At 46.0% G+C, this 12212-nt stretch carries 13 protein-coding genes; 1 reads left to right on the top strand and 12 read right to left on the bottom strand.

Features of this window, described 5'->3' with window-relative positions; translation table 11 throughout:
* Positions 1-115: 115 nt before the first annotated feature.
* The 9 genes from rplI to ACQY6Q_RS04565 form a co-directional block, all read right to left on the bottom strand.
* Positions 116-568 carry a 50S ribosomal protein L9 gene (gene rplI / locus ACQY6Q_RS04605; protein ID WP_427978406.1) on the bottom strand — a complete coding sequence of 151 codons (453 nt, stop codon included), beginning with the start codon at positions 566-568 and terminating at the stop codon, positions 116-118.
* 49 nt (positions 569-617) lie between these two features.
* Complete coding sequence (gene rpsR, locus ACQY6Q_RS04600; RefSeq protein ID WP_016400825.1) at positions 618-845, bottom strand: 30S ribosomal protein S18; 228 nt, start codon at positions 843-845, stop codon at positions 618-620.
* Between the two features lie 10 nt (positions 846-855).
* Positions 856-1164, bottom strand: coding sequence for a primosomal replication protein N (gene priB / locus ACQY6Q_RS04595; protein WP_427978403.1), 309 nt, complete (start codon positions 1162-1164; stop codon positions 856-858).
* Between the two features lie 5 nt (positions 1165-1169).
* A complete protein-coding gene (rpsF, locus tag ACQY6Q_RS04590; RefSeq protein ID WP_427978400.1) occupies positions 1170-1598 on the bottom strand; it encodes a 30S ribosomal protein S6 in 429 nt (142 codons plus the stop codon).
* Between the two features lie 198 nt (positions 1599-1796).
* Positions 1797-2531, bottom strand: coding sequence for a 23S rRNA (guanosine(2251)-2'-O)-methyltransferase RlmB (rlmB, locus tag ACQY6Q_RS04585; protein WP_055732764.1), 735 nt, complete (start codon positions 2529-2531; stop codon positions 1797-1799).
* Positions 2532-2533: 2 nt separating this feature from the next.
* On the bottom strand, positions 2534-5044 hold the full coding sequence (gene rnr / locus ACQY6Q_RS04580; protein ID WP_427978397.1) for a ribonuclease R: 2511 nt from the start codon (positions 5042-5044) through the stop codon (positions 2534-2536).
* Between the two features lie 75 nt (positions 5045-5119).
* Positions 5120-5719, bottom strand: coding sequence for a tetratricopeptide repeat protein (locus tag ACQY6Q_RS04575; RefSeq protein WP_427978487.1), 600 nt, complete (start codon positions 5717-5719; stop codon positions 5120-5122).
* A gap of 220 nt (positions 5720-5939) precedes the next feature.
* A complete protein-coding gene (mdh, locus tag ACQY6Q_RS04570; protein WP_427978394.1) occupies positions 5940-6869 on the bottom strand; it encodes a malate dehydrogenase in 930 nt (309 codons plus the stop codon).
* A 178-nt stretch (positions 6870-7047) separates the two neighbouring features.
* Positions 7048-7758 carry a transporter substrate-binding domain-containing protein gene (locus ACQY6Q_RS04565; protein WP_427978392.1) on the bottom strand — a complete coding sequence of 237 codons (711 nt, stop codon included), beginning with the start codon at positions 7756-7758 and terminating at the stop codon, positions 7048-7050.
* A 189-nt stretch (positions 7759-7947) separates the two neighbouring features.
* Between ACQY6Q_RS04565 and argR the strand changes: the two genes are divergently transcribed.
* Positions 7948-8415, top strand: a complete 468-nt coding sequence (gene argR, locus ACQY6Q_RS04560) for a transcriptional regulator ArgR (protein WP_055732769.1) — start codon at positions 7948-7950, stop codon at positions 8413-8415.
* A 197-nt stretch (positions 8416-8612) separates the two neighbouring features.
* On the opposite strand, the gene ACQY6Q_RS04555 is transcribed toward argR, so the two are convergent.
* The 3 genes from ACQY6Q_RS04555 to ACQY6Q_RS04545 all read right to left on the bottom strand — a co-directional run.
* Positions 8613-9665: an ABC transporter ATP-binding protein gene (locus ACQY6Q_RS04555; protein ID WP_427978390.1), complete on the bottom strand. Its 1053-nt coding sequence runs from the start codon at positions 9663-9665 to the stop codon at positions 8613-8615.
* 15 nt (positions 9666-9680) lie between these two features.
* Entirely contained in the window at positions 9681-11357 is a 1677-nt protein-coding gene (locus tag ACQY6Q_RS04550) for an ABC transporter permease (RefSeq protein ID WP_427978388.1), read from the bottom strand.
* 95 nt (positions 11358-11452) lie between these two features.
* A partial coding sequence (locus tag ACQY6Q_RS04545; RefSeq protein WP_427978386.1) for an extracellular solute-binding protein occupies positions 11453-12212 on the bottom strand: 760 nt, incomplete at its 5' end.

Here is a 12212-nt window from a genome sequence, read left to right as displayed (position 1 = left end):
TTCCTTTAATTAAACCGATTTCAAGACCAGTCTCTTTCATTAATGCCTAAGATCATAGCCAATATACAAAAAAACCGCGCCAAGGCGCGGTTTTTTGCAAGCTATTAAACTGAAATTATTCAGCAGCAACAACTTGTAGAGTAACAGTAGCACTTACGTCTGAATGAACTTGGATAACAACGTCCACTTCACCAGTATTACGTAGTACACCGTTTGGTAGGCGAACTTCAGATTTCACTACTGCAACGCCAGCGGCAGTTACCACATCAGCGATGTCGCGAGTACCGATAGAACCGAATAGTTTACCTTCTTCACCAGCTTTAGCTTCAACAACAATCGCTTCTAGAGCGTTTAGTTGTTCTGCGCGAGCTTCAGCTTGTTTTAGAGCGTCTGCAAGTTTAGCTTCTAATTCTGCACGGCGAGCTTCAAAAACTTCAACGTTAGATTTAGTTGCTGGTACTGCTTTACCTTGTGGGATCAAGAAGTTACGTGCGTAACCTGCTTTCACATTAACCTGATCACCTAAACCGCCTAAGTTAGCGATTTTGTCTAATAGAATAATTTCCATTACCTTTCCTCGAAAATGTAAGTTGAGTTAGGCCAATTGCAACGCCGATTTACTTATGTAAATCAGTGTATGGCAATAGAGCCAGGTAACGAGCACGTTTAATAGCGCGTGCAAGTTGACGTTGGTATTTAGCGCTTGTACCAGTAATACGGCTAGGTACAATTTTACCACTTTCAGTGATGTAGTTTTTCAATGTTGCAGTATCTTTATAATCGATCTCTACAACACCTTCCGCTGAGAAGCGGCAGAATTTACGACGACGGAAAAAACGTGCCATAACATTATCCTCATGATAACAAATCAATTTCCGAAGCATGAAGAACCAATCGATAATTACCGTTGGCGGCTTTGTGGCTATGTATAAAACCACTTACCCTGACTTCACACCCCATACTTATATGCGATGAATCTTGCTTTAAAATATCGCCACTTGCGACCACTGCCATTTGGCAATAGGCTTGGCGAGAAAATCCAGCTTCTTGCTGCTGCGAACGATGCTCTACCCAAAACTGGCAATGAGCAACCCCCGCCGGACTGATTGTGCGTTTTGGTGCGCGTAAAACCCGCCCTTGCAAAACCAATCTATTTTCAGACATTCGTCTTATTCTTCGCTAGTTGACTCTTCTTCAGCTTCTACTTGAGGAGCTTCGTCAGTTGCTTGGTCTTCACGACGAGCTGAACGCTCATCGTCACGACGAGCTGGACGCTCATCTTTAGCTTTAGCAATTGCAGATGCTTCTGTGATAGCAGACTTAGTGCGCATGATCATGTTACGGATAACAGCATCGTTGAAACGGAAAGCAGTTTCCAACTCATCAACAACTTCTGCGCTAGCTTCGATGTTCATAAGAACATAGTGGGCTTTGTGCAATTTTTCGATTGGGTAAGCCAATTGACGGCGGCCCCAGTCTTCCAAGCGATGGATGCTACCGCCGTTATCATTGATAACTGCTGAGTAACGCTCGATCATACCTGGAACTTGTTCGCTCTGGTCTGGGTGGACCATGAATACGATTTCGTAATGACGCATGATTGCTCCCTACGGGTTATAGCCTCGTTCATGGTACAGTCAAACCGAAGAGGCAAGGAACTAAAAATAAAATGACTGTTTTAGGGGCGCAAATTCTATGTGAAGGTGAGATTTTAATCAAGTTAAATTAACGCCCCTGTACAAATAAAAAAGGAGGCGTAAATACGGCCTCCTTTTAGACGTAAACAGAGCTCACATTTAACGGCGTTGACGCACCGCCTCAAACAAACAAATCCCTGCTGCTACCGACACATTTAAGCTGGAAACAGCGCCTAACATCGGTAATTTGACTAACTCGTCACAGGTCTCACGCGTTAAGCGCCGCATCCCGGTTCCCTCTGCGCCCATCACGATGGCCATCGGTCCCTGTAATTTACTGTCGTAAATGAACTGTTCGGCCTCACCAGCCGTGCCGACAACCCACACCCCTAACTGTTGTAAATCACGTAAGGTTCTCGCAAGGTTTGTCACCACCACTAAAGGCACTGTTTCGGCGGCACCACAGGCCACCTTTCGTACCGTAGCATTCAATTGCACCGATTTATCTTTAGGCACAATCACTCCCGCCACTCCAGCGGCGTCGGCATTACGTAAACACGCACCTAAATTATGCGGATCGGTCACGCCGTCCAAGACTAAAAACAGCGGTGCAGTAGTAGCTTCAACTAACTGCTTTAAATCGTGTTCATTATAGCCACGCCCCGCCTTAACCCGAGCAACGATCCCCTGATGTTGGGTACTCTCTGCTTTATCGTCTAGCGCCTTACGCGGCATAAACTGAACCGATGCGCCTAAACGACGTAACTCATTCAACAAGGGTAATAAGCGCTCATCTTGACGGCCTTTAAGGGCGAAGACTTCTATAATTCGCTCGGGGCTACGTTCGAGTAAGGCCTGCACCGCATGCAGACCATAAATAACTTGTTGGCTCATATTTAATTCTTCTGTTGTTTAGCGACGCTGCGCTCTTTTTTACCCGGCCGTTGCTTGCGTTTTTTACTGGGTTTCTTACGCTGCTTCGGCTGGCTATCACTGTTGGATTTGGCTTTTTTAGCTGCAGGATCACGTTGCTGCCACGGGCTAAAGCCACCTTTATTTTCTCCCGCCGAGCTACTCTCTGACTTAGCTGCGCGACGCTTACCCTTATTTTTACTATCACGGTGGCGCTGTTTATTGCGCCCTTTGTTACGTCCTTCTTCGGTTGGCTCAGGTTTAATAAACCGTTGCCCCCGCCCACCGTCTTTACCGCTGCGAGCTGGACGCTCAAACTCATCGGCTTGACCGTCTTTATTGACCACCACAAATTCCATCTTACGGTCGGCCATGTTCACCGCAGCCACCTTAACCCGTAAGGCATCGCCAATCCTAAAGCGCTTACCGGTATTTTCCCCCACCAGCAGCTGACGAGCGGCATCATAATGATAATAATCACCGCGTAAAGAGTTGATGTGCACTAAACCATCGATATGAAACTCATCCAAACGAGCAAAAAAGCCAAAACCGGTTACCGCAGCAATGGTGGCGGGTAAGACTTCACCAACATGATCCTGCATGTACTCACACTTAAGACTGTCCGCGACTTCTCTAGTGGCATCATCGGCACGACGTTCAGTCATCGAGCACTGCTCGCCAAACTTGTCCATCTCCTCATCTTGGTAGGCAAAACCACCGGTGGCGGTCCACTTATGCTTTAAGCTTTTACCCGCTGCGTCGGCCTCAAGTTTACTCACCAAGTACTTAATCACCCGATGCAATAATAAATCGGGGTAGCGACGAATTGGCGAGGTGAAATGGGCATAGGATTTTAACGCCAGGCCGAAGTGACCAATATTGTCTGGCTGATACACCGCCTGCATCATTGAACGTAACAACATGGTTTGAATCAGCTCAATATCAGGGCGCTGCTGGATAGCCTCAACTAAGTTGAAATAGTCACTCGGCTGCGGCTCTTCACCGCCACCTAACGGTAAGCCCAATTCATTTAAAAACCCCCTAAAATTAGTGAGACGCTCTTTTCCTGGGCGATCGTGCACTCGGAATAAAATCGGCTGGCGATGCTTCTCTACAAACTTGGCCGCAGCCACGTTTGCTTGAATCATGCACTCTTCAATCATCTTGTGCGCATCATTACGGGTGAGCGGAATAATTTGTTCAATTTTTCGCTGGGCATTAAAGATGAAGCGAGTTTCCTGGGTTTCTAGCTCAATCCCCCCTCGTTCGGAGCGGGCTTGTTTTAAAGCTAAGTACAAACGATGTAACTCTTGTAAATGAGGAACTTGTTCAGCATAACGCTGACTTAAGGCTTCATCACCCTCCAAAATCGCAGCCACTTTATTGTAAGTAAAGCGAGCATGAGAATGCATCACTGCTTCGTAGAATTTATAACCCGATAAGCGCCCAGCTGCCGAAATCGTCATTTCGGCCACCATACACAAACGGTCAACGTTGGGATTTAGCGAACACAAACCATTAGACAGTTGTTCCGGTAACATGGGAATAACTTGGTCAGGGAAGTACACCGAGTTGCCGCGATTTAAAGCTTCTTTATCTAAGGCCGAGTCGGGACGCACATAATAGGACACATCAGCAATCGCCACCCATAAACGCCAGCCACCTGATTTTTTAGCCTCACAGTAAACCGCATCATCGAAGTCGCGGGCATCTTCACCATCAATGGTAACCAGAGGTAAATCGCGTAAATCAACACGATTGACTTTAGCCTCGTCATCCACCTCTTCGGCGAGTTTCTCTACCGCTTTGCTTACCGCCTTGGGCCATTCGTGAGGGATATCGTGATTGCGTAAGGCGACTTGCACTTCCATACCCGGTGCCATTTTTTCGCCAAGAATATCAATCACTTTACCAACGGCCAACTTGGGTGCTGAGGGACGACTAACCACCTCAACCACCACCACTTGCCCTTGGCGGGCACCCGCGGTATCGTTTTTACCAATGATAATGTCTTGATTAATTCGAGTATCATCAGGCACCACATAGCGGTGATTACCTTCAACAAAAAAGCGCCCCACCAATTCGACTTTGCGCGCTTTAAGCACCCGTATCACTTGGCCTTCACGACGCCCTCGCTTATCCATACTTGAAGGTGCTGCCAGCACAAAATCATTATGAAAGACCTTGCGCATTTCCTTCGCTGGAAGAAATAAATCACTACCTTCTTGGGTGGTTTTTAAAAAGCCAAAGCCATCTCGGTGACCAATAATAGTTCCCGTCACTAAACCTAAACGTTCCGGCAAGGTATAAGCGCCAATGCGCGTGGTCACTAATAAGCCTTCTTCAAACATTTCAGCCAGAGTAGCCGCAAACTGGGCCTGCTGCTCGGCATTACACAGCGCTTGCAGCCAGTCCTTAGAAACTGGCGCCATTTCCTCGCTAACAGCAGCAAGAATGTGGGATTTGAGAGTGGCTGATACAGCCTGATTTTGCATTAACTCACCTATAAGCTAGAACCATTAAGGGACTCCTTAATAGAATAGCTCTATGTTAATGCTTTGTGCCTAGCTTTAGTAGGGTTGGTTGCTCGCTTTAGCCTTAACTACCACATATTCAGGCATTTTTTGGGCTAATTTAGCCAATAGTTGGCTTGCCTGCCTATGGGTTTGCTTGTCGGCAATAATCGAATGATGCAACCAGCGGTAGGCATCTTCATAATCGTAGGGGCTACCGTTACCGTCAACATACAGCTGCACCAAACGCAGCTGTGCGGCCAAAAAGCCACGCCCCGCGGCTTCTCTTAATAATGGAATCGCCTTTGCGTAGTCTTGTTGTACCAAGGTTCCGGTAGCGTAATAACGGCCTAATTGTTCCATTGCAGCGGCTAAACCTTGGTTAGCTGCTCGCCACATGTACATCACGCCCAACTCTGGATCGGCATCTACGCACACTCCCCAGGCCAACATATCTCCCCACAGAAACTGATAACTAGGAATAGCAACAATTTCTGCACGAGCTTCAATATCTTCGACCAACTGGCAATCATCTGCCTTCACCCGAGCAAGATGTTGGTTTTTATTGATCCATGCAATCAATTCATCTTGTTGGTATAACTGCACCGCTTCAATAGCAGGAGGGCTAGTATATTCTGTAGGATCAGTATTCACCATTTCGGAACTAGCTGGCTCCGCTTCATCGTCGACCGACAAAGCATCAATCGATTCAGCATGGGCAAGGCCTAACACGGCCCACAAAACTAATGAAATAACGTGCTTATTCATATCCAATCCTCTTAACAATTAAGCTATCGGCAGGCATAGAAAAAGCTATAGTAGCTTTAGCATAAAAAAAGGAGCGCTAAGCACTCCTTTCATTTAGCTTCGCGAGGCCTTACACAAATTCAATACCTTTTTCGATATCGCCATGTAAGGTATCTAACATGCCTTCAATGGCCTGTTTTTCAAACTCACTCACTTCACCGTAAGGTAAGATTTCAACTACACCTTGCGCACCAAGACGCACTGGCTGAGCAAAAAACTGAGCATGTTCACTGCCGCCATCAACATAAGCACACTCAATAACGTCTTCGCCTTGAGCAGCTTTAACCAAAGACAAACAAAAACGCGCTGCTGCTTGGCCCATAGAAAGCGTAGCACTTCCGCCACCGGCTTTAGCTTCAACCACTTCGGTGCCAGCATTTTGGATGCGAGTCGTCATCGCCGCAATTTCTTCGTTGGTAAAAGAAATACCGTCTAGTTGCGACAACAATGGCAAAATAGTTACACCACTATGACCACCGATCACATTCAGTTTAATGTCGGCTGGATTTAAACCTTTGGCTTCAGCGATAAAAGTCTCAGAACGAATCACATCTAAAGTAGTCACGCCAAATAACTTAGCGGGATCATAAACACCGGCTTTTTTCAGTACCTCTGCGGCGATAGGCACAGTGGTATTCACCGGATTGGTAATAATACCGATGCAAGCTTTAGGGCAGGTTGCGGCCACTTTTTCGATAAGGTTTTTAACAATACCAGCATTAATGTTGAATAGATCTGAACGATCCATTCCCGGCTTGCGCGCCACACCAGCTGAAATTAATACGATATCGGCTCCTTCTAAGGCAGGGCTGGGGTCTTCACCTGCGAATCCTTTAATCGCCACTTGCGTAGGAATGTGGCTTAAGTCAACAGCAACCCCTGGGGTTACTGGAGCAATATCGTATAGCGAAAGTTCAGAACCAGCGGGTAACTGGGTTTTTAATAGTAATGAAAGGGCTTGGCCAATTCCGCCTGCAGCTCCTAATACGGCAACTTTCATCCAACTTCTCCATGCTTTTTTTGTAGTAGTAGAGGGGACGTCTATAAAGACTCTGACAAGATAACGGAATACACCTAAAAATACAATTTGGTAACATTTTTAAAGCAAGTTAAAAACAGTAAAACCTTGCCTCTATCACACTTTAACAACACTATATAAGACCTTGGTCTAACAGACTTTACTGTTTAAAATAGTGCTTGTATAGGCTTTGGTAGCGACCATTGTTTTTTAACACAGTAAGGGCATGATTGATTTGTTGTAACAAACTTGGATTTTGTTTAGATACAGCAATGCCCAAGCCCCCTACCGGGTATTTGGGCTCAACTTGGGTAACAAAACCTGTATGACTAGCAAGCCAATACTGCGCAGCTGCCGCATCTAAAAAGACTGCATCAATTTTACCCTGGCTTAAATTAGCCAGTGCTAGCTGATAACTCGGATAGGAAATTGACAATAATTCGGGGCGTTGACTGCGCAGAAAATGCTGAAAACTAGAGCCACTTTGTACCGCAATAACCGAAAAGTCAGCCAACTCAAACCCAGCATGACTAATGTATACCGCCGTATTTTCGAAATAAGGCTGGCTAAAACTCACTTGCTCTAAGCGAGCATCGGTAATATCTAAGGCCGATATGGCTAAGTCATAATTACCCGCGGCCACGCTATCCAATAAACTATCAAACGGCTGATGGTAAAACTCACAGCGGCGCTTAATTTGCTGGCATAGCGCCTTGGTCAGGGCTATATCAAAACCCACAATCTGTTTATGTTCATTAAAGCTCTCGAAAGGGGGATAAGAAGCTTCGGTCACCACTCGCAATGGCACCTCTTCGGCGACTAGCCAATTGCTAAATAGAAGGGTAATAAAAAACAAAAACTTAAGCCACATCGTTAGCTACTCGTTTGGGATGAACTGCTTATACTAATCTAGCTTAGCAAAGCCTCCCAACTAATTAAAAGTTCGCCATTGTTCAAATCTGTGCCCAAGCGTGCATTTATATGCATAAATGTCGAATAAAGTTGATATAAGCCATAAACTTGGCGACAATAAGCACGGATTTATAAGCTCGGATCACCGATGAAATATAGCGATAAACAAGAACAATTAATTAAAGCCTTTAAGTCACTGTTGAAAGAAGAACGGTTTGGCTCACAAGCTGAAATTGTTACCGCCTTACAAGAGCAAGGCTTCGAAAACATTAACCAATCCAAAGTGTCCCGCATGCTAAGTAAATTTGGCGCGGTGCGAACTCGCAATGCGAAAATGGAAATGGTTTATTGCCTACCAGCAGAACTGGGGGTGCCAACTGTTTCTAGCCAATTAAAAATATTAGTATTAGAAATGGACTATAACGATGCGTTAATAGTTATCCATACTAGCCCCGGCGCGGCACAATTGATCGCTCGACTACTTGATTCACTGGGTAAAGCCGAAGGCATTTTAGGCACCATCGCCGGTGACGACACCATCTTTATCACGCCAACCCGTGATGTGGCTATTGCCGACGTTTACCAGTCAGTAAAAGAACTATTTGAAGCTGGATAACTCACCTCAACTCGGGTTAATGAGCGTTGTCATAGGATTTTTAATTTGCTTAGCTCTCAACGCTGTTTAAATGTCCTGAACAGGGCAAATTTGCGCAGTAATAGTAGGCTATTGTACGCAAACTTAACGCCGAGGATGGCTTTAAGGACGGCATTAACCTAATCCAAATTATGATTAACTACCTATCTTCGCTAAAGCTAGGCTTTAGCGAAGATATATGCCGCCTCTGCCGCTACCGACAACCACACCTTGGTTCCGGCACTCGCCTGCCAATGATCACGCATACGCGCATGTATTACTCGCTCAGGCATACTAGGTAACTGTAATCTAAAGTGCGTTTCATCACCCATGGCATGAACCGAAATCACCCTCGCTTCAACGTACTGACTGTTTTCTAGCTGGTGCACCACGATATCTTTTGCCCGTACAATCACTTCTACTGGCTGGGTTTCGGCTATCTGTTCGGTCAAAAAACAACCCAAAGGCGTATCAACTCTGCCTTGCTTCACACAACTTTCAAAACGGTTGCTCGGCCCAAACAAAGCTGCCACAAAAGCATTTTTAGGTCGTTGGTAAATCTCTTGAGGGCTATCATTTTGCACAATTCGGCCCTGCTCCATCACCACAATGCGATCAGCAATAAACATTGCCTCCAAGGGATCATGAGTAACCATCACAGCTGGCGTATTGCTTTTCTTCAATACATCGAGGGTTTCTTCGCGTACCTGTTGACGTAAATGCTCATCCAAGGCAGAAAAAGGTTCATCGAGTAATAGCGTGTTCGGCTCTGGAGCCAAAGCCCGAATTAAAGCAACTCGTTGCTGCTGGCCACCAGACAAGGTATGAGGAAAACGCTCTAGCAAACCTTGCATGCCCATAGAAGCCAAACTGTCTTCAATCCACTGCTTACGTTGTTGGATATTTTGCTGCTTCCGTAAGCCGTACTCTATATTCTTACGCACGCTCATGTGCGGAAACAAAGCATAGTCTTGAAACATCATGCCAATACTTCGCTGCTCTGGTGCCATATGGATAGCTTGCTCTGGCGCGGCAACTAGCTGTTGCTGCAAATATAACTCACCACTTTGTAGGCGCTCTAAACCCGCAATTAAACGTAACAGCGTGGTTTTACCGCAACCAGAAGGCCCCAATAAGGCTACGATTTGATTGCTTTCCACCTCAAAATTAATATCCCTTAAGGCCTGTTGCTTTCCGTAAAAGTGATTAACTTGTCGTAAAACAATACTCATTATGTTGTTACATCCTTAAGTGCGGCTCTGCGAAGAACTAATATTTCGGCTCATGATAATTACCGGAATAATCCCCGCTAACAATATGGTTAGTGCCGCTAGCGAACTCTGTTCCAATTGCTCCAATGAAGCCAAGTCCCAGACTTGAGTAGACAGCGTATTAAAATTAAATGGGCGCAATATTAAGGTAATCGGCAACTCTTTCATGGTATCGACGAAGACCAATAGTATTGCGGTTAATAAACTGGGCCGAATTAACGGCAGATGGATCCGCCAAAGTGTTTTACCTGAACGGCTACCCAATATTCTTGAAGCGTCATCCATTTCTGGAGTAATTTTACTCAAGCTAGCATCTAGGGTGCGGTAACTTAAAGCGATAAAACGCAAGGAGTAAGCTAGCACCAAGGCGCCTCCGGTGCCGGTTAACAGCAAGCCGGTGGGATAGTCAAACCAAGCCTGCATGAGTCGGTCAACCCAGTTATCAAACAAGCCTAAGGGATACAAAATACCCACCGCTAATACCGCCCCCGGTAAGGCATAGCCTAAGGTAGCCGCTTCCGCGATGCTACGCATTTGGCTACTTTTAGACAAACGTACACCGTAAGCCAAGAGCAGACCTAAACAGCTGGTTAACAGCGCCGCCATCACCGCTAAAGAAAAACTATTCCAAGCACTAGCTAGGTATTGCTCTAGGCCCGCATCGAGACTACGAATGGCGTAATGGCTTAATACCCCGACAGGCAATAAAAAACCAAGACAAATCGGCAATAGGCACAATAAACAAGCGGCATAAGCTTTCGCGCCAGTGAGCGGTTCGGCAAACATAGCAGGGGATTGGCCAGTTAACTTGTAAAACTTACCAGCGTGGCGGCTATAACGCTCTAAGCCTAACAACAAAATGGAAAAGCTGACTAACATCAATGCTATCTGCGCTGCCGCCGATAAGCTGCTCATGTTTAGCCATACATCAAAGATCCCTGCGGTTAAAGTGGGTACCGCAAAAAACTCCACCGTGCCATATTCGTTAATGGTCTCCATTAACGCCAACGTCACCCCTACCACTATCGCAGGCCTCGCCAATGGCAAGGCTACTTTAAAAAAACTTTGAGTTTGGCTTTTTCCCAAACAGCGGCTCATTTCAAACAGCTGAGCGGCCTGCTCAACAAAGGCGGCTCTAGCCAGCAAATAAACATAGGGATAGAGCACTAAACTGAGAACAGCAATGGCCCCCTGAATGGAACGAATTTCGGGAAACCAGTAATCTCTTGCCGTTTGCCAACCAAAGATGGCCCGCAAGCTTTTTTGCACAAAGCCGGCATATTCCAGTTGGTCGGTAATCACAAAGGCTAGAATATAGCTGGGAACGGCTAAGGGCAGCAGTAAGGCCCACACTAACAAGGACTTTAGTGGGAAGTTAAAGCGTGTCACCAGCCAAGCAGCGCCGGTACCTATCAAGGTAGTGAATAACGCAACGCCAATACAAAGCACTAAGGTATTCTTTACATATACCCAGAATACGGTGCTGAGAAGATGTTGCCAAATTTCCGCATTATTCGACCAAGAAAGCTTGAACACCGTAAACACCGGGATAAACGCGAATAGTGCAATGGCTAAGGCGAGCCATACCCAGATATCTAATCCTCGCGGCACGAGAGAAAAACGATTGGTAGTTTGTTTGGCAGTGATGCTCATAGTTTCCAAATAAAGGGTCTTTACTAACGAAAAGAGCTGACCCCTAGGCCAGCCCTTGTAGTTCAGCTTGCAGTGAAAATTGAGTTTAACAACCTTTATAAATCAAAGCCAACTCGGTCGACTAAGCGCGCTGCGGCGGCACGTTGCTCAGCCACTTCTTGCAAGGAAATACGGTCAGCTTTAAAACTACCTAAACTTTCGATGAATTCGTCAGTTTCGATGCCTTGTCTAACCGGCTCTTCAAAGTTCGCAGTAGCGTACAAGCCTTGGGCTGTTTCACCGACTAAAAATTCTAATAGTTTGATGGCGTTATCTTTATTCTTGGCAGTATTTAATAAACCCGCACCAGAAATGTTGATGTGCTGACCTCGACCACCCACTTGCTGATCTAAATAAACCACTCGGATCTGTTCCGCCCATTGCTGCTGCTCTGGGCTCTTAGTATTGTAAAACATCTTGCCCATGTAGTAACGGTTAGCAATGGCAATATCACACTGCCCTTCAAAAATAGCTTTAGCTTGAGCGCGATCGTTACCTTGAGGTTTACGCGCTAGGTTAGCCTTAACCCCACGTAGCCAAGTCTCGGCCGCAGCTTCACCGTCTTCAGCGATTACCGAGGCGATCAGACCAATGTTATACACATGTTTACCTGAACGAGTACAAATGCGCCCTTTCCATTTAGGGTCGGCCAAATCGTTTAGCGACTTAAGTTCGCCTTCTTTAACGCAATCTTTATCTGCATAAATAACCCGTGCGCGAGTGGTTAAAGCAAACCAAAGGTTATCCGGATGACGCAGGTGAGAAGGAACAACCTCATTCAGTACTGGTGAATTAACCGGTGCAAGTAGACCTGCA

The sequence above is a fragment of the Agarivorans sp. genome (assembly GCF_050295395.1).
Classification (GTDB): Bacteria; Pseudomonadota; Gammaproteobacteria; order Enterobacterales; family Celerinatantimonadaceae; genus Agarivorans.
This window is presented reverse-complemented; position numbering and strand designations above follow the sequence as displayed.

What these genes read in the sequence shown, in the direction of transcription:
- rplI (WP_427978406.1), bottom strand. Translation starts at nt 568, where the DNA reads ATGGAAATTATTCTATTAGACAAAATCGCTAACTTAGGCGGTTTAGGT.
- rpsR (WP_016400825.1), bottom strand. Translation starts at nt 845, where the DNA reads ATGGCACGTTTTTTCCGTCGTCGTAAATTCTGCCGCTTCTCAGCGGAA.
- priB (WP_427978403.1), bottom strand. Translation starts at nt 1,164, where the DNA reads ATGTCTGAAAATAGATTGGTTTTGCAAGGGCGGGTTTTACGCGCACCA.
- rpsF (WP_427978400.1), bottom strand. Translation starts at nt 1,598, where the DNA reads ATGCGTCATTACGAAATCGTATTCATGGTCCACCCAGACCAGAGCGAA.
- rlmB (WP_055732764.1), bottom strand. Translation starts at nt 2,531, where the DNA reads ATGAGCCAACAAGTTATTTATGGTCTGCATGCGGTGCAGGCCTTACTC.
- rnr (WP_427978397.1), bottom strand. Translation starts at nt 5,044, where the DNA reads ATGCAAAATCAGGCTGTATCAGCCACTCTCAAATCCCACATTCTTGCT.
- ACQY6Q_RS04575 (WP_427978487.1), bottom strand. Translation starts at nt 5,719, where the DNA reads ATGGTGAATACTGATCCTACAGAATATACTAGCCCTCCTGCTATTGAA.
- mdh (WP_427978394.1), bottom strand. Translation starts at nt 6,869, where the DNA reads ATGAAAGTTGCCGTATTAGGAGCTGCAGGCGGAATTGGCCAAGCCCTT.
- ACQY6Q_RS04565 (WP_427978392.1), bottom strand. Translation starts at nt 7,758, where the DNA reads ATGTGGCTTAAGTTTTTGTTTTTTATTACCCTTCTATTTAGCAATTGG.
- argR (WP_055732769.1), top strand. Translation starts at nt 7,948, where the DNA reads ATGAAATATAGCGATAAACAAGAACAATTAATTAAAGCCTTTAAGTCA.
- ACQY6Q_RS04555 (WP_427978390.1), bottom strand. Translation starts at nt 9,665, where the DNA reads ATGAGTATTGTTTTACGACAAGTTAATCACTTTTACGGAAAGCAACAG.
- ACQY6Q_RS04550 (WP_427978388.1), bottom strand. Translation starts at nt 11,357, where the DNA reads ATGAGCATCACTGCCAAACAAACTACCAATCGTTTTTCTCTCGTGCCG.